Here is a 21,088-nt window from a genome sequence, read left to right on the forward strand (position 1 = left end):
CCATGGGTGTATGGATCGATACCGATATGGGCTTTGACGACATCGCCGCCATCATGGTGGTGCAATCGTCGGGCCTTGCCATCGACGGCATTTCGCTGGTCTTCGGCAACACGACGCTTCTGGCGGTCTGCCGCAACGCTGCAGGCGCCGTCTCAGCCTTCGGCTGGTCGATGCCGATCCATCGGGGCCGCGCCATGCCGGTGCTGGGCGCGCTCGAAACCGCGCAATGCATTCTGGGCGATAACGGCATTCCGACCGTCGGCCAAAGCCTGCCGGATGCGCCTGCCGTGCCGAACAGCGATGCCTTTGCCGCGCTCTGCGGCTGGCTGGAGGGGGAAGGCGAAAAGCGCCTTCTCGCACTCGGACCGCTCACCAATATCGCCGCTCTGTGCCTTGCCCGGCCCGATCTTGCCGCAAAAATTTCCGATCTCACCTGGATGGGTGGCGGCGTGACCAGCGGCAACCACACAGCCTCGGCCGAATTCAACGCCTTTGCCGATCCGGAAGCGCTGGCGATCGTGCTCTCCCACGGCCTGCCGTTGCGCATGGTCGATCTGGACGCCTGCCGCAAAGTCACCGCGTCGCCGGCCGATGTGCTGCCGATCCGCAATGCCGGCGGCAGGAATGCCGGGCTGATCGCCGATCTGCTGGAAGGGTTTATCGGCATCGCCACCAGCCGTGGCAGAGCCGCCATGGCGCTTTACGATCCCGTGGCCGGCGTCGCATTCGCCTCCGGTCTCATCGGGTGGCGTCATGCGCGGATTGATGTCGAGCTTCAGGCGACGCTGACGCGTGGGCGAACCGTGGTCGAGACGCGCGCTCAGAAAGCGAAAGCCTTCAACGCGCATTTCGCCGAAACGGTGGATGCCGAAGGTGCGAAGACGGCGATTCTCGAGGCGCTGCGCCGGGAGGCCGCCCGATGAACGTGAACTCTTCGACACGCGAGCCTGCCGATCTCACCGATGATGCGCTGCGCAGCCGCGCGGTCGCCGCCGCACGCGGCGATGCGCCTTTCGATGTTCTCATCACCGGCGGAACATTGGTGGATGTGGTGACGGGAGAGCTTCGCGCCGCCGATATCGGCATCGTCGGCGCTCTGATCGCCAGCGTGCACGAGCGGGCAAGCCGGAGCGACGCTGCACGGATCATCGATGCGGCAGGCGCCTATATCTCACCCGGTCTCATCGACACGCATATGCATATTGAAAGCTCGATGGTTACACCGGCCGTCTATGCGGCGGCCGTGGTCGCCCGTGGCGTTACCACCATCGTCTGGGACCCGCATGAATTCGGCAATGTGCACGGTGTGGAAGGGGTGCGCTGGGCGGCGAAATCCATCGAAAACTTGCCGCTGCGCGCCATTCTGCTTGCACCGTCGTCAGTGCCGTCAGCACCGGGGCTGGAGCGCGGCGGCGCAGATTTCGACGCCGGAATTCTCGCTGATATCCTCTCCTGGCCGCAGGTCGGCGGTGTTGCGGAAATCATGAACATGCGCGGCGTCATCGAGCGCGATCCGCGCATGAGCGGTATCGTGCAGGCCGGGCTTGCCTCGGAAAAGCTGGTCTGCGGCCATGCACGCGGCCTGAAGGGCGCTGATCTCAATGCCTTCATGGCGGCGGGCGTTTCTTCCGATCACGAGCTGGTCTCGGGCGAAGACCTGATGACGAAACTGCGGGCAGGAATGACCATCGAGCTGCGCGGCTCGCACGATCACCTGCTGCCTGAATTCGTGGAAGCTCTGAATACGCTCGGCCACCTGCCGCAGACGGTGACGCTCTGTACCGACGACGTCTTCCCTGACGATCTGCTGCAGGGCGGTGGGCTTGACGATGTGGTGCGCCGTCTTGTCCGTTATGGCCTGAAGCCCGAATGGGCGCTGCGCGCCGCAACGCTCAATGCCGCGCAAAGGCTCGGCCGTGCCGATCTCGGCCTCATCGCCGCCGGCCGCCGCGCCGATATCGTCGTCTTTGAGGATCTGAGCGGTTTTGCCGCCCGCCACGTTCTGGCCTCGGGCAGGGCGGTTGCGGAAGGCGGGCATATGCTCGTCGACATTCCGGCCTGCGATGCGGCGGCGCTCGAAGGCTCGATGAAACTGCCGCTGCGCGCAGCCGATGATTTTCGGGTTGCCTGCGAAGGCGCGAAGGTGCGCCTCGCCACCATCGACCGCCCGCGCTTCACGCAATGGGGCGAGGCGGAAGCCGATGGGAAGGACGGTTTCGTCGTTCCGCCCGAAGGTGCGACGATGATTTCCGTCACCCATCGCCACGGCATGGCCGAGCCGATCACCAGAACCGGCTTTCTCACCGGCTGGGGAAACTGGAACGGCGCCTTCGCCACCACCGTCTCGCATGACAGCCACAACCTCACCGTTTTTGGTGGCAATGCCGAGGACATGGCGCTGGCCGCTAATGCGGTGATAAAAGCGGGCGGCGGCATGGCCGTTGCCTCAGAGGGCAAGGTGACCGCACTTCTCCCGTTGCCGCTTTCCGGCCTCGTTTCCGATGCCCCGCTTGAAGACGTGGCAAAGGCTTTCGAAGAATTGCGCGAAGCCGTCGGCAGGGTGGTGGAATGGCAGCCGCCCTATCTCGTCTTCAAGGCCTGCTTCGGCGCCACGCTCGCCTGCAATATCGGCCCGCACCAGACAGATATGGGCATTGCCGATGTGTTGACGGGCAGGGTGATGGAAAGCCCGGTGATTGCCGTTCTCGAATAGCGGCGGCCCGCATCTGCGGGCTGCGGTTTATTCGACGGTGGGCGCATCAGGCGTCTGTGTTTCGCGCGCGGCAATGCGCGCCGCCAACACGAAATTCTTCACCACCGGCGATGTCGTTCCGCGCCGATAGGCGAGCGATATGGAAAGCTGCGGCGGCGGGCCGCTGGAGGGTAATAGGACGATGTTCTGCATTTTGACCTGCGCGACGGATTCCGGAAGGAGGGAAACCCCGAGTTCGGCCGCGACCAGCGACAATATCGAGGCGATTTGCGGCGCCGCCGGCCCGAGGCGCGGCGTGAAACCGGCCTCCTGGCAGGCTTTTATCGATGCATCGTGAAGGCTGGTGCCGACGTTGCGTGGCGTCAGAATGAAAGGGTCGTCGCGCAATTCCATCAGGTCTATGGCGGTGCCGCGCCGCGCGAGCGGATGGGATGCCGGCAGGGCGACCAGAAGCGGTTCGTCGGTGAGCACTTCCTCGAGCAATGTATCGGGATCGGATTGAGAAGGGCGCAAAAGCGCCACGTCCAGCCGATCTTCGAGCAGGGCCGGCGTCAACGCCAGGGCAGCAGCCTCCATCACCTGAAGTTCCACGTCGGGATATTGGCGTCTGTAGGTGCGGATGCAGGCCGGAACCAGAGGGTTGAGCGCCGCCGTGCCGGTAACGCCTATTCTCAGAATGCCGGTTTCGCCGGCCGCCGCCCTGCGTGCGAGCCGGACACCTTCGCCCACCTGATGCGGAATATGGGTCACCGCTGCACGAAAGGCATGGCCCGCCGGTGTCAGTTCCGCGCCATGCGCGAGACGCCGGAACAGCCGCACGCCGATTTCCTGTTCCAGAACCTTTATCTGCTGGCTGAGCGGCGGCTGCGCGATTCCCAGATGTTCTGCCGCCCGTGTAAAACTGCCTTCATTGGCGATGGCCAGAAAATAGCGGATGTGCCTGAGTTCCATGATATTAGATCCAGATATGATGGGAACGCCTTCCATATATTAGAATGAAAGACGGAGCTGCGCTATAGCTGGGAGCGAAAAGGACAAACCCGATGCGCCAGCTCAAAAAACAGGATTTCACCCCGCCGATCGTCATGATGGAGGAGCCGCCGGATGTGCTCTGGATACGGCAGGGAAGCCGCCAGTTTCGCCGGGCGAGCTGGGCGCTTTTCCTCGCGGGCTTCGCCAGCTTTTCGCTGATCTATTGCGTACAGCCGCTCTTGCCGGAATTTCCGGCGGAATTCGGCATCAACCCTGCAACCGCATCGCTTGCTTTGTCGCTGACGACCGGAACGCTCGCCTTCGCCATTCTTCTCAGCGGTGCCTTTGCCCAGCTCTTCACCCGTCGAAATCTGATGTTTGTTTCGATGATGCTGGCCGCCATCGCCAATATCATTGCAGCAAGTACGCAAGGCTGGGCATGGCTGCTTGCCGCTCGCGCGCTGGAAGGCTTCGTGCTCGGCGGCGTTCCGGCCGTCGCCATGGCCTATCTTGCCGAGGAGATCGAACCTTCCAGCCTCGGCAAGGCGATGGGGCTTTATGTCGGCGGCACGGCCTTCGGCTCCATGGCGGGGCGTGTCGGCATGGGGCTGGTGTCCGCCTATACCTCCTGGCAGGTGGCAATGTATGCGCTGGGGGCGGTCTGCATCCTCGCGGCCATCGGCTTCCTGCTGCTGCTTCCGCCCTCGCGGAATTTCCGGCCGCAGCACATGCCGCTTAAAAATCATCTGAGAATATGGGCGCAACATCTTGGAAACCCGGAACTTCGGCGGTTCTATTTCCTGGGCGCGATGCTGACGAGCGTGTTCACCACCGTTTTCAACTATTGCGCCTTTCGCCTCGTCGCACCGCCTTACGAATTGGGCCGCACGGCCGTCAGCATGATTTTCCTGACCTTCGCCCTGGGTATCGTCGCGTCCTCCTATGGCGGCGCGCTGGTCGACAGGTTCAGCCGGCGGATCATGCTGGTGGTTGCCTTTTCCACCATTCTTGCCGGTATCCTGCTCACATTCGCCTCGAGCATCATCCTCATCGTGGCGGGAATTGCGGCGATAACCATCGGATTTTTCATCGGGCATTCGGCTGCCAGCAGCGGAGTGGGCGCGAATGCGGGCGCCGCCAAAAGCCATGCTTCCGCGCTTTATCTGCTGTTTTATTATTGCGGAGCGAGCATTACCGGCTGGGTCGGCGGCTGGTTCTGGATCCATGCCGGCTGGCCCGGCATCATGGCGATTACCGCCGGCTGCGCGCTTGCCGGAATTTTAGCCAGCCTCGCTCGCTCAGGTGCCCGGATCGTCTGAGGGCGTCGCCGTCACTCCGCCGCCAGTTCCTGCTCCACCAGCGTCGCCCAGAACGCCACGCCCGGCACGATGGCCGCATCGTTGAAGTCGTAGGAGGTGTTGTGGTGCAGCGCGCCATCCACCGCCGGGCCGTTGCCCAGCCAGACATAGCAGCCGGGCGCTTCGCCCGCGAAGAAGGCGAAATCGTCGCCGGCGGTCGAGGGTGGGAAGGCGTTGCGGGTCCTGTTGCCGAAGACGGTTCTTGCGGCGCGCAGCGCCCGTTTCGTGGCATCCGCCTCGTTGATGACGGGTGGAATCCGGCGGATGAACTCGTAATGCGCCTCGATGCCGAACATCGCCGCCGTGCCCTTCGCCAGCCTGCCGATTTCCGCTTCGAGCTGGTCGCGCACGTCAGCCGCATAAGCGCGCGCCGTGCCGCCGATTTCGACGAGATCGGGAATGACGTTGAGCGCCTTCGGGTCGCCCGCCTGCACCGAACAGGCGCTGACCACGGCGGGTTGCAGCGGATCGACAACGCGGCCGACGATGGTTTGCAGCGAAGCGAGGAAGGTGCCCGCCGCCGTCACCGGATCGCGGCCGAGATGCGGCTTGGCGCCGTGGGTGCCGATGCCTTTGAACGTGACGCGCCAGCTGTCGGAAGAGGCGAGCTGCGGGCCTTCCACCACCGCCATTTCGTCGATGCCGAGCCCCGGCATATTATGCAGGCCATAGACCGCATCGCAGGGAAACAGGGTGAAAAGCCCGTCCTCCACCATTTTTTTCGCGCCGCCACGGCCTTCTTCGGCGGGCTGGAAAATGAAATGCACGGTGCCGGAAAAATCGCGGGTCTTTGCGAGGTAACGTGCAGCACCCAGCAGCATGGCGGTGTGGCCGTCATGGCCGCAGGCATGCATCTTGCCGGGAAATTTCGATTTATAGGGCCGGTCGGGCACTTCCGGCATGGCAAGCGCATCCATGTCGGCACGCAGGCCGATGCTGCGGGTGCCGTTGCCCACCTGCAGCGTGGCGACCACGCCGGTGCCGCCGAGACCGCGATGCACCTTCAGCCCGGCACGCTCGAGAAGATCGGCGACGATGGCGCTGGTTCTTTCCTCTTCGAAGCCCAGTTCGGGATGCGCGTGCAGGTCGTGGCGAAGCTCCGTCAGGAATGGCAGGTCCTCGCCGATGCGGTCCAGCAGTCTCATGGGCAGCTTGTCCTTGAATATAGGAAAAACCCGCGTCATAGGTGGGTTCATCCGAATGCCTGTTGCTTTTTTCTCTTCTAGAGCATTTCCAGCAAAAGTGTGTAGCGGTTTTGCGTTCGGAAATGCGTACAACAAAGAGCTAGGGTATTTCCGTGTTTCGGAGAAAAACGGAAATACCCTAGCGGAAAAAGCCAATGAAATGAACCCGCAGTGTCTCTGTGGTTGCTAAAATGACTAATCTGCCGAACGGGATTGGCGTGGCCGAAAACCGCCTCCGCCTTGCGCCATCCCGGTTCTGAAAGGAAAAAACCGATGCCGTCATCCGCATCGCCTGCCGCCCATTCTCCCGCCGCGCCGCATGAGTTCTGGCAGGAGATCCATCCGCGCCGCAGCTTCGAAACGGCAGGCCCGCATTCCGCCTTCTTTCCGGCGGCGCTGGATGACGGAAGGCAGATATGTCTGCCGATAAGGCCGCTGGCGGATGGCGAACATGCGCTCGCCTCGCTTATCGTCAATCAGGCCTCTTTTGAGGTGCTCGAGGCCCTGGCGGCCGACCTTGCCGCACAGCTTCTTCCCTTCAAGCCCGATGTCGTCATCGGCCTGCCGACGCTGGGGCTGACGCTCGCCGCCGCCGTTGCCCGGCATCTCGGCCATTCCCGTTACGTGCCGCTCGGCACCTCGCGCAAATTCTGGTATCTGGAGGAACTGTCGGTGCCGATGTCCTCCATCACCACAAGGCAGGAAAAACGGCTCTATATCGATCCGCGCATGCTGCCGCTCATCGAGAACCGGCGGGTGGCGCTGGTGGATGATGTGATCTCCAGCGGCAGCTCCATCATAGCGGGTCTTTCGCTTCTCGGCGCCTCCGGCATCCGGCCCGCCGTCATCGGCGCGGCCATGCTGCAATCGGATCGCTGGCGGGAAAAAATCGCCGCTTTCGGGCCGGAGTGGCCGGAGCGGGTGAGGGGTGTTTTTTCAACGCCGCTGCTCACGAAAGCGGAAGGCGGCTGGCGCGCCTGACGAAGCGCAAATTCCGGCAAAAGGCAAGTGGTGATAATTTCACCGCTGCCTAATTTGTGTCTTGCGAAGCTCGAAGAGATCGTCCTAAGATCGCCTCCGACAGACAATAGCGGTCGGCGAACAATGCGCCGGTTTGCTTTCACGCGGTGTCATCCCGGCGTCTGCCCGCCCCCGTTTTGTTCTTTCCGATGACTGGAATTTCTTCCCATGCACGCAGTGTTCGACGGTCATAATGATGTGCTGCTTCGGTTGTGGCGCAACAGCAAGGCCGGTGCCGATCCGGTGGCCGAATTCAGGAATGGCACACGGGAAGGCCACATAGACGGACCGCGTGCGAGGGCAGGCGGTCTCGGCGGCGGCATCTGCGCGATCTATATTCCCTCCGGCGATCTCATTCTTCAGGAACCGGATGAAAGCGGCCATTACAACACGCCGCTCGCCGCCCCACTGGAGCGCCAGCCTTCGCTCGATATCGCCATGGAAAAGGCGGCGATTGCGCTGAGGCTCGACCGCGCCGGCGCGTGGCGGCTTTGCCGCTCCACGGCCGATATCCGCAAGGCCTTCGCCGAGGATATTTTCGCCGCCGTGCTGCATATGGAAGGCTGCGAGGCGATTGGGGCCGATCTCGACGCGCTGGAGGTGTTTTATGCCGCCGGCCTGCGCTCGCTCGGCCCGGTCTGGAGCCGGCACAATATCTTCGGCCATGGCGTTCCGTTCTCTTATCCCATGTCTCCCGATACGGCGCCCGGTCTCACCGACGCCGGTTTTGCGCTGGTTAAGGAATGCAACAGGCTCGGCATTCTCATCGACCTCGCGCATATCACCGAAAAAGGCTTCTGGGATGTGGCGAAGACCACCAACCAGCCGCTGATCGCCAGCCATTCCAATGCGCATGCGCTTACCCCCGTGGCCCGTAATCTCACCGACAGGCAGATGGATGCCATCAAGGAAAGCGGCGGGCTGGTGGGTCTCAATTACGCTGTTACCATGCTGCGCGCGGATGCGCGCGACATTGCCGATACGCCGCTTTCCGACATGGTGCGCCATATCGATTACATGGTGGAGCGCATGGGCATCGATTGCGTGGCACTGGGATCGGACTTCGACGGCGCGACGATACCCGTCGGCGTTGCCGATGCGAGCGGCAATCACAATCTGGTTGCGGCGCTGAAATCGGCGGGCTACGGTGATGGAGAACTTGCTAAAATATGCCGGGAAAACTGGCTGCGTGTTTTGTCTGAGGCCTGGCACGAGGCGGCCTGAGAAGAGCTGAAGCGAACCAAATCAAGCTTATAACAAAAGGGGAGATCCTATGATCAAATCGCTCAACAAATCCATGCGTATTCTCAGCACCAGCGCCGCTTTGTCGCTGATGATGCTGGCGGCGCCCCATGCTTTTGCCGCAACGCCGGCCGATACGCTGGTCGAAGGTTTCGCCATCGACGACATCATCACGCTCGATCCGGGCGAGGCATTCGAGCTGTCCGCAGCCGAAGTCACCGGCAATACCTACAGCAAGCTGGTTTCCATCGATCTCAACGACACGTCCAAGGTTATCGGCGATCTGGCCGAAAGCTGGACGACCTCCGACGATGGTCTCACCTATACGTTCAAGCTGAAATCCGGCCTGAAATTCGCGTCGGGCAATCCGGTCACGGCCGATGATGTGGCCTTCTCCTTCGAACGCGCCGTGAAGCTCGACAAGTCGCCGGCATTCCTGCTGACGCAGTTCGGCCTCAGCGGTGATAACGTCACCGAAAAGGCGAAGGCTGCGGATGCGAACACCTTCGTTCTGACGGTCGACAAGCCCTATGCGCCGAGCTTCGTGCTGAACGTGCTGACCGCGACCGTCGCTTCGGTGGTCGACAAGAAATTCGTGACGGAAAAGGCCAAGTCGGTCACGCCGAGCGCCGATTACAAGTACGATACCGATTTCGGCAACGAGTTCCTGAAGACCGGTTATGCCGGTTCGGGCCCTTACAAGATCCTCGGCTGGAAGGCCAACGAGGCGGTGATCCTCGAAGCCAACCCGAATTATTACGGCGAGAAGCCGAAGCTGAAGCGCGTCGTCTATCGCCACATGAAGGAAAGCTCCGGCCAGCGTCTGGCGCTTGAGAACGGCGATATCGATGTGGCCCGCAACCTCGAGCCGGGCGACATGGAAGCCGTTTCCAAGAAGGAAGGCCTTGCCGTCACCTCCGCGCCGAAGGGCACCGTCTATTATTTCAGCCTCAACCAGAAGAACGAGAACCTGAAGAAGCCCGAGGTCATCGAAGCCTTCAAATATCTCGTCGACTACGACGCCATCGGTGCGACGATCATCAAGGGCATCGGTGAAGTTCACCAGACCTTCCTGCCGAAGGGCCAGCTTGGCGCGCTTGACGAGAACCCCTACAAGCTCGACGTCGCCAAGGCCAAGGAGCTTCTCGCCAAGGCCGGCCTGAAGGACGGCTTTACCGTGTCCATGGATGTGCGCAACACCCAGCCGGTAACCGGCATTGCCGAAAGCGTGCAGCAGACGCTGGCGCAGGCCGGCATCAAGCTGGAAATCATCCCCGGCGACGGCAAGCAGACGCTGACCAAGTACCGCGCCCGCACCCATGATATCTATATCGGTCAGTGGGGCTCGGACTATTTCGATCCGAACTCGAATGCGGAAACCTTCACGATCAACTACGACAATTCCGATGAGGGCAAGAACAAGACGCTCGCCTGGCGCAATGCCTGGGATGTTCCTGATCTGACCAAGGAAACCCAGTCGGCGCTTCTGGAGAAGGACAGCGCCAAGCGCGCCGCCATCTATGAAAACCTGCAGAAGGAAGTTCTGGCGAAGGGTCCCTTCGTCATCATCTTCCAGCAGACGGAAGTGGCGGGATATTCCGCCAAGCTGAAGGGCCTGAAGCTCGGACCGAGCTTCGACACCAACTTCGTCTACACCATTTCCAAGGAATGATCCGGAAGGATCGGTCCCTTGGAGATCGTTGAATGAGCATGGTTGAAACCAACAGCAGGGCGAGGCACGGCAAACGCCGTGCCAATGCCCGCCTGAAAGCCGTTCTCGGCTTCGCCGTCACCGTCATCACCACCTTTCTGGGGCTGATGGCGGTCACATTCTTCATTGGCCGCGTCGTGCCGATCGATCCCGCATTGGCAATCGTCGGCGACCGTGCGCCTGCGCATGTGGTCGAGCGGGTGCGCGAGCAGCTCGGCCTCAACCTGCCGCTCTGGCAGCAGTTCTTCCTTTATCTGAAACAGGCGCTATCGGGCGATTTCGGCACCTCCGTCCTCACCACCAATCCGGTGATGGAGGATATCAAGCGGGTGTTTCCGGCCACCATCGAGCTTGCCACGCTTGGCACCATCATCGGCGCCGTCTTCGGCATTCCGCTCGGCGTGCTTGCCGCCGTCAAGCGCGGCAGCTTTGCCGATCAGGTGGTGCGCGTCATCGGCCTCATCGGTTATTCCGTGCCGATCTTCTGGCTCGGCCTCCTGGCGCTGCTGGTGTTTTACGCCCGGCTGCAATGGGTGGCTTATCCCGGCCGCATGGATATCGTTTATGAATTCACCTTCACGCCGGTCACGGGCTTCTTCCTGCTCGACGCGATCTGGCAGCGGCAATGGGACGTGTTGTGGGATCTCTTCCGCCACATCATCCTGCCAGCCTGTCTGCTCGGCTATTTTTCACTGGCCTATATCAGCCGCATGACGCGCTCCTTCATGCTGAACGAGCTAAGCCAGGAATATATCGTCGCGGCCCGCGCCAAGGGGCTTTCGGAAACCCGCATCATCTGGTTCCACGCGCTGCGCAACGCCGCCGTGCCGCTGGTGACGGTGATTGCGCTGTCCTATGCCGGTCTGCTCGAAGGTTCGGTGCTGACCGAAACCATCTTCGCCTGGCCGGGGCTCGGCCTTTACATCACCAATTCCCTGCAGAATGCGGATATGAATGCCGTTCTTGGCGGCACGATCGTGATCGGCGCCATCTTTGTCGGCATCAATCTCTTCTCCGATCTGCTTTACCGGACGCTCGATCCAAGGACGCGCAGCCGATGACGATTTCGACCGATACACTGAAACCCTACAGCCGCGAATGGCTGCTCTCCGACCGGCCGGCCTCGCGCAAGCAGGCGCGGCTTGGCCGCGCCTATGTCATCTGGCGGCGCTTTTCGGAAAACCGTCTGGCGCTGCTTGGGCTCGGCATCATCATCGCGCTGCTGTTCGTGGCGCTGTTTGCCGATGTTCTGGCGCCGCATAACCCGGTGCAGGGCGATCTGCGCAATGCCCGGCTGTTGCCGCCGGGGACGGAAGGTTACCTGCTCGGCACGGATGATCAGGGGCGTGATATTCTCTCGCGCCTCATTCACGGTTCGCGGCTGACGCTGTTCGTGGTTCTGCTGGTCGCCATCATCGCAGCTCCCGTCGGCCTCATCGTCGGCACGGTTTCCGGTTATGCCGGCGGCTGGGTGGATGCGGTTTTGATGCGCATCACCGATATTTTCCTTGCCTTTCCGAAGCTCGTTCTGGCGCTGGCGCTGGTCGCGGCGCTTGGGCCGGGCATCGAAAACGCGGTGCTCGCCATCGCGCTTACCTCATGGCCGCCCTATGCGCGCATCGCGCGCGCCGAAACCATGACTTTCCGCAATTCCGATTTCATCGCCGCGGTCAAACTCATGGGCGCGTCGCCTTTCCGTATCGTGCTGAAGCACGTCATGCCGCTCTGCCTGTCGTCGCTCATCGTGCGCGTGACGCTGGATATGGCGGGCATCATCCTCACCGCCGCAGGCCTCGGCTTCCTCGGTCTCGGCGCACAGCCGCCGCTGCCGGAATGGGGCGCGATGATCGCTTCCGGCCGCCGCTTCATTCTCGATCAATGGTGGGTCGCGGCCATGCCCGGCGTGGCGATCCTCATCGTCAGCCTCGGTTTCAATCTTCTGGGCGACGGGTTGCGCGATGCGCTCGACCCCAAGGAGGCGGGCCAATGAGTGCGCCGCTTCTGACCGTTCAGAACCTGCGCGTGTCCTTCCCCACCCGCACCGGGCTGGTGGAGGCGGTGCGCGGCGTGTCCTTCACGCTCGGGCGCGAGCGTCTCGGCATCGTCGGCGAATCCGGCTCGGGCAAATCGCAGACCGGCCGCGCCATCATGGGGCTGACGCCGAAAAACGCGCGCATCGAGGCCGATGCGCTGCGCTTCGGCGATATTGATCTGCTCAAGGCGTCTGCAAAAGAGCGGCGGATCATGCGCGGCAAGCGCATGGCCATGATCCTGCAGGACCCGAAATATTCGCTGAACCCGGTCATGACCATCGGCCGCCAGATCATGGAAACCCTGCGCACCCATGAAAAGATCGGCGGCGGCGAGGCGCGTCAGCGCACGCTCGCCATGCTGGAAGCCGTGCAGATCCGCGATCCCGAGCGTGTCTTCGATCTTTACCCGCACGAGGTTTCGGGCGGCATGGGCCAGCGTGTCATGATCGCCATGATGCTGGTCTGCGGCCCGGAACTGCTGATCGCCGACGAACCCACTTCGGCGCTTGATGTGACGGTTCAGCTCGAAGTGCTCGATATTCTCGACAAGCTGGTGCGCGACCGCGGCATGGGGCTGATCTTCGTCAGCCACGATCTCAGGCTGGTATCGTCTTTCTGCGACCGCGTTCTGGTCATGTATGCCGGCAAGGTGGTGGAAGAGCTGTCTTCCGCCAATCTGAAGGAAGCGAAACACCCCTATACGCAGGGCCTGCTGAACTGCCTGCCGGAAATCGGCGGCCACCGGCATCCGCTGCCGGTTCTGGAACGCAAGCCGGAGTGGCGCGCATGAGTTCAGTTCTTTCCGTTCGCGACATGGTGGTCGATTTCGACGGTTATATCGCGCTCGACCGCGTCAGCATCGATGTGGCAGAGGGTGAATCTTTCGGCATCGTCGGTGAGTCCGGCTCCGGCAAATCGACGCTGCTGCGCGCCATTGCCGGCCTCAACCATTTCGATGAGGGCTCCTTGACGGTGGCGGGGCGCTCCTATGCCGGCAAGCACCGCGACAAGAGCTTCTATAGCGACGTGCAGATGGTGTTTCAGGACCCCTATGGCTCGCTTCACCCGCGCCAGACGGTGGATGCGTTGCTGCTTGAGCCGCTGGTCATCCACGGTCTCGACAATCGCGAGCAGCGCATTGCCCGGGCATTGGACGAGGTGGGCCTCGGTTCCGGCTTCCGCTTTCGTTATTCGCACCAGCTTTCCGGCGGCCAGCGCCAGCGCATCGCCATTGCGCGTGCGCTGATCGTCGAGCCGAAAATCCTGCTGCTGGATGAGCCGACTTCGGCGCTCGACGCCTCCATTCAGGCGGAAATCCTCAACCTGCTGGAACAGGCCCGCAAGGATCGCAACCTCACCTTCGTCATGGTCAGCCACGATCTCGGCGTCATCAGCCATATGTGCGATCGCCTTGCGGTGATGAAAAGCGGCAGGGTGGTGGAAATGCTGGAGGCCGAGGCGCTGGAAAGCCGGGAATTCAGCGCGGATTATACAAGGCAGTTGCTGGTGGCGAGCGAGGGCTTCAAGCGCGTTTGAGGTGCCGCTATAGTCGGGTCAAATGACATCTTCCGTCATTCCGGCCTTGAGCCGGAATCCAGCGACCGCGCGTCTGCGCGGTCAGAGACTCTATTGCGATCAAGGACTTGATCGCGCTGGATGCCGGGTCAAGCCCGGCATGACGGACGGTGTCGGCCAAAACAAGGTATCCAGACCATGCAACTGCGCGCCCTGATGTATTTCGACGAACTGGTCCGCACCAATTCCATGCGCGCCGCAGCGGAAAACCTGAATGTCGCGCCGACAGCGGTGAGCCGGCAGATCGAAAATCTCGAATATTATTTCGGCTCGCCGCTGGTGGAGCGTTCCAGCCGCGGCGTGAAGCTGACGGCGGCAGGCGAGCTGCTCGCCGCCCGCGCCGGCAAGACGCTGCGGGAACTCGACCATGTGCACCAGCTCATCGACGATCTGAAAGGCCTGCAGCGCGGCCGGGTCACGGTCTATGCCAATGGCGCGACGGTGGCGAACCTTCTGGCGCCGGTGCTGGCGCAGTTCAGCCTGAAATACCCAAAACTGCGCTTCGAGGTGCATATTACCAGCGCCCGCCAGGCAATGGAGGCGCTGGGTGCTGCGGAGGCCGATCTGGTCGTCAGCCTGTTCGCGCCGAAGCTTTCCGGCGTAAAAGTGCGCTCGCGCACCCGCATCAGCTATGACGCCATCTTTCCCGCCGGTCATGCGCTCGCCGCCCAGCCGGAAGTCTCGCTCAAGGAGCTGGCCAGCCTGCCGCTCGCCCTGCCGGACAAGAGTTTCGCTGCGCGTCAGGCCTTCGACACGCTGTTTGCCGATGCGGGCATCGAGCTTGATCCCGTCTTCATTACCAGCTCTCTTGAAATGTTGAAGGAACTGGTGCTGGGCCACGCCGCCGCCACGCTGCTGCCGGCGCTTTCGGTGGCGCGGGAAATCCGCAGCGGGCAGATGGTCGCCGTTCCGCTCTCCGGCAAGAAGGGTATCCATACCCAGATCGATCTCTGTGTCGCGCCCGACCGGCAATTGTCCTTCGCCGCCTCCAAGCTCGCCGATTTCATCGAGCGCTTCATGCGCGAGGCGACGGCGGGATAAGCGGGGCGGTTTGGTCTTTCCGGCCGGAAGGTTGATTTCCATCTGCATTTCCGTGTAGCCATTTCAGCTACACGGAGCACACAAAAATCGAGATTGTGTGTGCGCCTGCAACATGACACTCTTTTTGCAACGGGCGGTCTTCCGAGGGCAAAAATGCCCCGGCCGCCAGACAGGGGACAATGATGCCACGCACTTATCTTTCACAGGCGGCAACGCTTTCGCGCCGTACTGCGCTGACCCTCGCATTGGGCACGGCGCTCTGGCTGCCGCTTTCGGCAACGGTTGCCGAAGCCGCGCCGAAAACCGCGCTGACGCTTGGCATGGCCGTCGAGCCGGCCGGTCTCGATCCGACCATCGCCGCGCCCGTCGCCATCGGCCAGGTCACCTGGCAGAATGTCTTCGAGGGTCTGGTGAAGATCGACCGCGAAGGCAAGGTAAAGCCGCAGCTTGCCGAAAGCTGGGAAATTTCCCCTGATGGCAAGACCTATACGTTCAAGCTGCGCAAGGGCGTGACCTTCCATGATGGCGAGGCCTTCGATTCCGCTGTCGCGAAATTTGCGCTGGATCGGGCGCGTGGCGAAAGCTCGGTCAATCCGCAAAAACGCTTCTTTGCCGCCATCGACAGTATCGAGACGCCGGATGCGACAACGCTGGTGCTGAAGCTGAAGCAGCCGGCCGGCAGCCTTCTCTACTGGCTGGGCTGGCCAGCCTCCGTGATGGTGGCGCCGAAAAGCGCGGAGAATAACCGCACCACTCCTGTCGGCACCGGCCCGTTCAAATTCATGGCCTGGGCCAAGGGCGACAAGGTCGAGTTGCAGAAGAACGACGCCTATTGGGACAAGGCCGTTTCGGTAAAGCTCGACAAGGCGACCTTCCGTTTCGTCTCCGATCCGCAGGCGCAGGCCGCGGCGCTGAAATCCGGCGATATCGATGCTTTCCCGGAATTCGGCGCGCCGGAACTGATGACCTCCTTCGATGGCGATGCGCGCCTCGGCACCTTCGTCGGCAATACGGAGTTGAAGGTCGTGGCGGGCATGAACAATGCCCGCAAGCCCTTCGATGACAAGCGCGTGCGCCAGGCGCTGATGATGGCGGTGGATCGCGGTACTGTCATTGAAGGCGCCTGGTCCGGCTTCGGCACGGCCATCGGCAGCCATTACACCCCGAATGACCGCGGCTATATCGATACGACCGGGGTACATCCTTACGATATCGACAAGGCCAAGGCGCTGCTTGCCGAAGCCGGTTATCCGGATGGTTTCAACTTCACCATCAAGGCCCCGCAAATGGCCTATGCCCAGCGGACCTCGCAAATCCTGCAAGCGATGTTTGCCGAAATCGGCGTGACCATGACAATCGAGACCACCGAATTTCCGGCGAAATGGGTGGCCGATGTTCTCAAAGGCGCGGATTACGACATGACCATCGTTGCCCATGCCGAGCCGATGGATATCGATATCTATGCGCGCGACCCCTATTATTTCAATTACAAGAACCCGACCTTCAACGAGGTCGTGGCGAATGTCGAAAAGACGGCGGATGCCGGCGCGCAGGAAAAGCTCTATGGCGAAGCCCAGAAAATACTCGCGGAAGACGTGCCGGCTCTCTTCCTTTTCGTCATGCCGAAACTCGGCGTCTGGGACAAGAAGGTGAAGGGGCTTTGGGAAAACGAGCCCATTCCCTCGAATGTGCTGACGGATGTGCATTGGGAAGAGTGACGTTTGTCGATAGCCGTTTCTTCCGTCATGCCGGACTTGATCCGGCATCCAGCCAGCCCAAGTCTTTGGGCTGAAAGGGCTCTCTCCGCCGCGCAGACGCGCGTCGGCTGGATTCCGGCTCAGGGCCGGAATGACGGGAGAGAGATAACTGGACCTTCGACCGCAGGCGAAACAAAGCAAGGAGAAGATGCCAGATGTTAGCCGTCCTCATCCGGCGTCTTTTAAGCCTCGTCATCACGCTGTTTGCCGTTTCCCTCATCATCTATGTCGTCATGGGCCTGCTGCCGGGCGATCCGGCGGCCATCATGCTTGGAACCTCGGCGAGCCCCGATACGCTGGCCGCGCTGCAGAAGCAGATGGGCCTCGATCAGCCGCTGCCGCTGCGTTATCTCCACTGGCTGGCCGGCGTGTTCCGGGGCGATCTCGGGCAATCCTATACCTATGGCGTGCCGGTGGCGGGCCTGATCCTGGAGCGGCTGGCCGTTACCCTGCCGCTTGCGCTGCTGGCCGTCTGCCTTTCGGTGGCCATCGCCATTCCGCTCGGCGTGGCGGCGGCGAGGAGCCGCAACGGGGCGCTGGATTTTGCGGCCGGGCTTTTTTCGCATGTGGGCATTGCCGTGCCCGGCTTCTGGGTCGGCCTGCTGCTCATCATCGTCTTCTCCACCACGCTCGGCTGGATGCCGGCTGGCGGTTTTCCCGGCTGGACGCCGAGCTTTTCAGCGGGTCTCACGGCGCTTATCCTCCCGGCGGTCGCGCTGGCGCTGTCGCAGGCCGGCGTTCTCACCCGCGTCTGCCGCTCCGCCGTGCTTGAAGTGATGAATGAGGATTTTGTGCGCACCGCGCGGGCCAAGGGCCTGAGCGAACGGGTGGCGCTGTGGCGGCATGCGGTGCCGAATGCGATGATCCCTGTCGTCACCATGATCGGCCTGCAATTCACCTTCCTCATTGCCGGCGCGGTACTGGTGGAAAATGTCTTCAACCTGCCGGGTCTCGGGCGGCTTGCCTATCAGGCGCTGACCCAGCGCGATATCGTCGTCATGCAATCCGTCGTGCTGTTTTTCTCGGCGCTGGTGATCGTCATGAATTTCGTGGTCGATATCGCCTATCTCTTCATCGATCCGAGACTGCGGGCAGGTGCGCGATGATGCGATTGATCCGCCGCCGCCCCGCCTTTGCCGTCGGCATCGCTGTCACGGTCTTTCTGGTCGCAGTCGCCCTGCTGTCGCTGGTCTGGACGCCAGTGTCCCCTACCAAGATGCAGATCGTCCAGAAGCTGAAATCGCCCTTCGTTTATGGCGGCCTCGGCACGGATCATTTCGGCCGCGATGTGTTGTCGATGCTGATGGCCGGTGCGTGGAACTCGTTGTCCACCTCCATCGCCGCCGTCGCCATCGGTGCATTTATCGGCACGACCATCGGCGTTGCGGTTGCGGCGCTGCGCGGTTTCACCGAAACCGTGGTCATGCGCATCTGCGACATCATCTTCGCCGTGCCGCCCATCCTGTCGGCCATGATGCTCGGCGCCTTCATCGGCACGGGCCGTTTTACCGCCATCATCGCCATCGCCACCTTCATGGTGCCGGTCTTTGCCCGGCTGACGCTGGGAGCGGCGTTGCAGATATGGTCGCGGGAATATGTCACCGCCGCCACCAGCATCGGCCAGAACCGCGCCAAGATCACGCTTTTCCATATCGTGCCGAATATTTCCAACCAGATCATCGTGCAGGTGACGATCCAGCTCGGTCTTGCGATATTGACGGAAGCAGGCCTCTCCTTCCTCGGTCTCGGCATGCCGCCGCCCGCTGCCACCTGGGGGCGGATGCTGGCTGATGCCCAGACCTATCTCGGCACAGCACCCTGGCTCGCCATCATGCCCGGCCTTGCGATCGCGCTCGCCGTCTTCGGCCTCAATCTTCTCGGCGATGGCCTGCGCGACCTGCTGGACCCGCGCGATACCAGCTGACCGTTTCAAGCCGATATTGCCCCTATTTCCTGTTTTTCTGACGAGACGATGCCATGACCGATCTCATAGACCTCAACACGCTCGAAATCCTGGCGCTTTACCGGGATAAGAGGCTTTCGCCATCGGAATATTGGCAGGCAGTGGAGGCGCGTATCGATGCTTTCGAACCGGTGGTGAACGCGCTTTACGCCTATGATCCGGAAGATGCACGCAGGCAGGCGCTGGCCTCGACGGAACGTTGGCAAAAGGGCGAAACGCTCGGGGCCCTTGATGGCATTCCGGTCTCGCTGAAGGAATTGATCGCCACGAAAGGCCATCCCGTGCCGCTTGGCACGAGGGCGGTGGAACTGGTGCCTGCGGTCGACGACGCGCCGGTGGCCGCCCGCTGCCGCGAGGATGGCGCGATTATTTACGCCAAGACGACCTGCCCGGATTACGGCATGCTTTCCTCCGGCCTTTCCAGTTTCCACAAGCTCAGCCGCAATCCGTGGGACCCCACCCAGAACCCCGGCGGCTCCAGCGCCGGCGCGGCTTCGGCAGGCGCTGCGGGTTACGGCACGCTGCATATCGGCACGGATATTGGCGGCTCGGTGCGGTTGCCGGCGGGCTGGACCGGCCTGTTCGGTTTCAAGCCAAGCCAGGGCCGCATCCCGGTCGATCCCTATTATACCGGCCGCTGCGCCGGGCCGATGACCCGCACTGTTGCCGATGCCGCCTATGCCATGGCGACGCTTTCCCGTCCCGACTGGCGCGATGGCACGGCGCTGCCGCCCAACGATATCGACTGGATGAACCTTGATATTAATGTAAAGGGCCTGAAAATCGGCCTGATGCTGGATGCCGGCTGCGGCCTGCCGCTCGACGAAGAGGTGCGCGACGCCGTGCTTTCCGCCGCGAAACTGTTCGAGGCTGCGGGCGCCATCGTCATCCCGGTCGAGCCGGTGCTGACGCGGGAAATGCTGGATGGGCTGGACGATTTCTGGCGGGCGAAGTTCTGGGGCGACATGGCGGCGCTGAGCGCGGACCGTCGCGCCGCGATCCTTCCCTATATTCATGAATGGGCGCAGAAGGGGGCGGATATTTCCGGTTCGCGCGCCGTTTTCGGTTTCAACCAGACCATGGAAATGCGTAAGGCTTGCGGGCACTTGATGCAGTCCGTTGATGCGGTGATTTCGCCCGTCAATCCCATCGTGTCCTATCCGGCCGACTGGGCCTCGCCCACCAATGATCCCGAACTTCCCTTCGAACATATAGCCTTTACGGTGCCGTGGAACATGTCGGAACAGCCGGCCTCCTCGATCAATTGCGGCTTCTCCAGATCGGGAATGCCCATCGGCTTGCAGATCGTCGGGCCGCGTTACGAGGATCTGTTCGTGCTCAAACTTTCAAAGGCCTTCGAGAATTGGGGCGGTGGTGTGAGACGCTGGCCGCAGCCGCCGCAGGTCCGCTGATCCCAGCTTTATCGGGCTTGTAGTATTGCCATAATACCCGCATCTCGATCCTGCCTGTTAGGGTGCCCAAAGGCATTCGAAAACGGGAGGAGCAGACATGCCAAAGAAGATTTTGATGATCGCCGGCGATTTCGCCGAGGATTATGAGACCATGGTGCCGTTCCAGACGCTGCTCGCGGTCGGCCACACGGTGCACGCCGTCTGCCCGGGCAAGAAGGCGGGCCAGACCATTGCCACGGCCATCCATGATTTCGAGGGCGACCAGACCTATTCGGAAAAACGCGGCCATAATTTCGCGCTCAACGCCACCTTCGCCGATATCAAGGTGGCGGATTACGATGCGCTGGTCATTCCGGGCGGCCGTGCGCCGGAATATCTGCGGCTCAATGCGGATGTGCTCTCGGCGGTGAAACATTTCTTCGAGGCCGACAAGCCGGTGGCGGCCGTCTGTCATGGCGCACAATTGCTGGCGGCTGCGGGCGTCCTGAAGGGCCGCACCTGCTCGGCCTATCCCGCCTGCCGCCCGGAGGTGGAACTGGCGGGCGGCACCTATGCCGATATCGCCATCGATGCGGCGGTTACCGACGGCAAGCTGGTGACGGCGCCCGCATGGCCGGCGCATCCGGCCTGGCTTTCGCAATTCATGGCCGTGCTCGGCAAATAAGACTAGTGAAACGGGGCTTTTTCCGGCCCCGTTTTCCGCCTATCTTTCAGGCGTGGTGAGGGAGGAAACCATGTGCAAGCTTTTCATCAAGGCAGACCCGACGCTTTGGGAGAGCCATACGCGGTCGCTCAGGATCGATGGCATGGTCACCAGTGTCAGGCTAGAGAATTTTTTCTGGGCGACGCTGGACGAGATCGCGCGGCGCGACGGCATGAACAGCGTGCAGCTGATCGCCAAGCTCTATCATGAATCGATCGATGCCGGGCACGATCTTGGCAATTTCACCTCGTTTCTGCGGGTCTGCTGCGGACGTTATCTGGCGCTTCAGCTTTCCGGCGATATTCCGGCGCGCAGCGATGTTCCGATTGCGGCGCTGGATGCGGACAGCATCCTTGAGGCAGAGCAGGTGAATTACCACTAGGGTGCGTTCGTTTTGTATGTGC

Annotated in this window: 19 protein-coding genes; 17 read left to right on the plus strand and 2 right to left on the minus strand. The window is 62.0% G+C overall.

Annotation, left to right across the window (positions count from 1 at the left end; genetic code table 11):
- Positions 1-2 precede the first annotated feature (2 nt).
- Together I3J13_RS18380 and I3J13_RS18385 are read left to right on the plus strand one after the other, a co-directional pair.
- Positions 3-923 carry a nucleoside hydrolase gene (locus I3J13_RS18380; RefSeq protein WP_196379707.1) on the plus strand — a complete coding sequence of 307 codons (921 nt, stop codon included), beginning with the start codon at positions 3-5 and terminating at the stop codon, positions 921-923.
- Entirely contained in the window at positions 920-2,713 is a 1,794-nt protein-coding gene (locus I3J13_RS18385; RefSeq protein ID WP_196379708.1) for an adenine deaminase, read from the plus strand. The genes I3J13_RS18380 and I3J13_RS18385 overlap by 4 nt, the downstream gene beginning before the upstream one ends.
- Positions 2,714-2,740: 27 nt before the next feature.
- Here I3J13_RS18385 and I3J13_RS18390 read toward each other — a convergent pair whose 3' ends face one another.
- Positions 2,741-3,664: a LysR family transcriptional regulator gene (locus I3J13_RS18390; RefSeq protein ID WP_196379709.1), complete on the minus strand. Its 924-nt coding sequence runs from the start codon at positions 3,662-3,664 to the stop codon at positions 2,741-2,743.
- A 92-nt stretch (positions 3,665-3,756) separates the two neighbouring features.
- Here I3J13_RS18390 and I3J13_RS18395 point away from each other — a divergent pair, with 92 nt between their 5' ends.
- Entirely contained in the window at positions 3,757-5,004 is a 1,248-nt protein-coding gene (locus I3J13_RS18395) for an MFS transporter (protein ID WP_196379710.1), read from the plus strand.
- Between the two features lie 11 nt (positions 5,005-5,015).
- On the opposite strand, the gene I3J13_RS18400 is transcribed toward I3J13_RS18395, so the two are convergent.
- Positions 5,016-6,188: a M20 aminoacylase family protein gene (locus I3J13_RS18400; protein WP_059761247.1), complete on the minus strand. Its 1,173-nt coding sequence runs from the start codon at positions 6,186-6,188 to the stop codon at positions 5,016-5,018.
- 312 nt (positions 6,189-6,500) lie between these two features.
- Between I3J13_RS18400 and I3J13_RS18405 the strand changes: the two genes are divergently transcribed.
- From I3J13_RS18405 to I3J13_RS18470, 14 genes are all read left to right on the plus strand, one after another.
- A complete protein-coding gene (locus I3J13_RS18405) occupies positions 6,501-7,208 on the plus strand; it encodes a phosphoribosyltransferase (protein WP_196379711.1) in 708 nt (235 codons plus the stop codon).
- Between the two features lie 207 nt (positions 7,209-7,415).
- Positions 7,416-8,471 carry a dipeptidase gene (locus I3J13_RS18410; RefSeq protein WP_196379712.1) on the plus strand — a complete coding sequence of 352 codons (1,056 nt, stop codon included), beginning with the start codon at positions 7,416-7,418 and terminating at the stop codon, positions 8,469-8,471.
- A 49-nt stretch (positions 8,472-8,520) separates the two neighbouring features.
- Positions 8,521-10,161, plus strand: coding sequence for an ABC transporter substrate-binding protein (locus tag I3J13_RS18415; RefSeq protein WP_065655285.1), 1,641 nt, complete (start codon positions 8,521-8,523; stop codon positions 10,159-10,161).
- 32 nt (positions 10,162-10,193) lie between these two features.
- Complete coding sequence (locus I3J13_RS18420; protein ID WP_196379713.1) at positions 10,194-11,261, plus strand: ABC transporter permease; 1,068 nt, start codon at positions 10,194-10,196, stop codon at positions 11,259-11,261.
- Entirely contained in the window at positions 11,258-12,190 is a 933-nt protein-coding gene (locus tag I3J13_RS18425) for an ABC transporter permease (protein ID WP_196379714.1), read from the plus strand. The genes I3J13_RS18420 and I3J13_RS18425 overlap by 4 nt, the downstream gene beginning before the upstream one ends.
- A complete protein-coding gene (locus I3J13_RS18430) occupies positions 12,187-13,023 on the plus strand; it encodes an ABC transporter ATP-binding protein (RefSeq protein ID WP_080857873.1) in 837 nt (278 codons plus the stop codon). The genes I3J13_RS18425 and I3J13_RS18430 overlap by 4 nt, the downstream gene beginning before the upstream one ends.
- Entirely contained in the window at positions 13,020-13,769 is a 750-nt protein-coding gene (locus I3J13_RS18435; protein ID WP_065655289.1) for an ABC transporter ATP-binding protein, read from the plus strand. The genes I3J13_RS18430 and I3J13_RS18435 overlap by 4 nt, the downstream gene beginning before the upstream one ends.
- Positions 13,770-13,946: 177 nt before the next feature.
- Positions 13,947-14,849: a LysR family transcriptional regulator gene (locus I3J13_RS18440; protein ID WP_065655290.1), complete on the plus strand. Its 903-nt coding sequence runs from the start codon at positions 13,947-13,949 to the stop codon at positions 14,847-14,849.
- A 182-nt stretch (positions 14,850-15,031) separates the two neighbouring features.
- Positions 15,032-16,567, plus strand: coding sequence for an ABC transporter substrate-binding protein (locus I3J13_RS18445; RefSeq protein WP_196379715.1), 1,536 nt, complete (start codon positions 15,032-15,034; stop codon positions 16,565-16,567).
- Positions 16,568-16,761: 194 nt separating this feature from the next.
- On the plus strand, positions 16,762-17,712 hold the full coding sequence (locus I3J13_RS18450) for an ABC transporter permease (protein WP_196379716.1): 951 nt from the start codon (positions 16,762-16,764) through the stop codon (positions 17,710-17,712).
- The gene (locus I3J13_RS18455) at positions 17,709-18,530 is read left to right on the plus strand and encodes an ABC transporter permease (RefSeq protein ID WP_003499034.1); all 822 of its coding nucleotides are present in this window, start codon (positions 17,709-17,711) and stop codon (positions 18,528-18,530) included. The genes I3J13_RS18450 and I3J13_RS18455 overlap by 4 nt, the downstream gene beginning before the upstream one ends.
- Positions 18,531-18,583: 53 nt before the next feature.
- On the plus strand, positions 18,584-19,981 hold the full coding sequence (locus tag I3J13_RS18460; RefSeq protein WP_196379717.1) for an amidase: 1,398 nt from the start codon (positions 18,584-18,586) through the stop codon (positions 19,979-19,981).
- Positions 19,982-20,078: 97 nt separating this feature from the next.
- The gene (locus I3J13_RS18465; protein ID WP_003523156.1) at positions 20,079-20,645 is read left to right on the plus strand and encodes a DJ-1/PfpI family protein; all 567 of its coding nucleotides are present in this window, start codon (positions 20,079-20,081) and stop codon (positions 20,643-20,645) included.
- A 70-nt stretch (positions 20,646-20,715) separates the two neighbouring features.
- Positions 20,716-21,066, plus strand: a complete 351-nt coding sequence (locus tag I3J13_RS18470) for a ribbon-helix-helix domain-containing protein (RefSeq protein WP_196379718.1) — start codon at positions 20,716-20,718, stop codon at positions 21,064-21,066.
- Positions 21,067-21,088: the final 22 nt, after the last annotated feature.

The organism is Agrobacterium leguminum, from assembly GCF_015704895.1.
Lineage (GTDB): Bacteria > Pseudomonadota > Alphaproteobacteria > Rhizobiales > Rhizobiaceae > Agrobacterium > Agrobacterium leguminum.

What these genes read in the sequence shown, in the direction of transcription:
- I3J13_RS18420 (WP_196379713.1), top strand. Translation starts at nt 10,194, where the DNA reads ATGAGCATGGTTGAAACCAACAGCAGGGCGAGGCACGGCAAACGCCGT.
- I3J13_RS18410 (WP_196379712.1), top strand. Translation starts at nt 7,416, where the DNA reads ATGCACGCAGTGTTCGACGGTCATAATGATGTGCTGCTTCGGTTGTGG.
- I3J13_RS18460 (WP_196379717.1), top strand. Translation starts at nt 18,584, where the DNA reads ATGACCGATCTCATAGACCTCAACACGCTCGAAATCCTGGCGCTTTAC.
- I3J13_RS18385 (WP_196379708.1), top strand. Translation starts at nt 920, where the DNA reads ATGAACGTGAACTCTTCGACACGCGAGCCTGCCGATCTCACCGATGAT.
- I3J13_RS18395 (WP_196379710.1), top strand. Translation starts at nt 3,757, where the DNA reads ATGCGCCAGCTCAAAAAACAGGATTTCACCCCGCCGATCGTCATGATG.
- I3J13_RS18470 (WP_196379718.1), top strand. Translation starts at nt 20,716, where the DNA reads ATGTGCAAGCTTTTCATCAAGGCAGACCCGACGCTTTGGGAGAGCCAT.
- I3J13_RS18440 (WP_065655290.1), top strand. Translation starts at nt 13,947, where the DNA reads ATGCAACTGCGCGCCCTGATGTATTTCGACGAACTGGTCCGCACCAAT.
- I3J13_RS18455 (WP_003499034.1), top strand. Translation starts at nt 17,709, where the DNA reads ATGATGCGATTGATCCGCCGCCGCCCCGCCTTTGCCGTCGGCATCGCT.
- I3J13_RS18465 (WP_003523156.1), top strand. Translation starts at nt 20,079, where the DNA reads ATGCCAAAGAAGATTTTGATGATCGCCGGCGATTTCGCCGAGGATTAT.
- I3J13_RS18390 (WP_196379709.1), bottom strand. Translation starts at nt 3,664, where the DNA reads ATGGAACTCAGGCACATCCGCTATTTTCTGGCCATCGCCAATGAAGGC.
- I3J13_RS18380 (WP_196379707.1), top strand. Translation starts at nt 3, where the DNA reads ATGGGTGTATGGATCGATACCGATATGGGCTTTGACGACATCGCCGCC.
- I3J13_RS18400 (WP_059761247.1), bottom strand. Translation starts at nt 6,188, where the DNA reads ATGAGACTGCTGGACCGCATCGGCGAGGACCTGCCATTCCTGACGGAG.
- I3J13_RS18425 (WP_196379714.1), top strand. Translation starts at nt 11,258, where the DNA reads ATGACGATTTCGACCGATACACTGAAACCCTACAGCCGCGAATGGCTG.
- I3J13_RS18415 (WP_065655285.1), top strand. Translation starts at nt 8,521, where the DNA reads ATGATCAAATCGCTCAACAAATCCATGCGTATTCTCAGCACCAGCGCC.
- I3J13_RS18450 (WP_196379716.1), top strand. Translation starts at nt 16,762, where the DNA reads ATGTTAGCCGTCCTCATCCGGCGTCTTTTAAGCCTCGTCATCACGCTG.
- I3J13_RS18405 (WP_196379711.1), top strand. Translation starts at nt 6,501, where the DNA reads ATGCCGTCATCCGCATCGCCTGCCGCCCATTCTCCCGCCGCGCCGCAT.
- I3J13_RS18435 (WP_065655289.1), top strand. Translation starts at nt 13,020, where the DNA reads ATGAGTTCAGTTCTTTCCGTTCGCGACATGGTGGTCGATTTCGACGGT.
- I3J13_RS18445 (WP_196379715.1), top strand. Translation starts at nt 15,032, where the DNA reads ATGCCACGCACTTATCTTTCACAGGCGGCAACGCTTTCGCGCCGTACT.
- I3J13_RS18430 (WP_080857873.1), top strand. Translation starts at nt 12,187, where the DNA reads ATGAGTGCGCCGCTTCTGACCGTTCAGAACCTGCGCGTGTCCTTCCCC.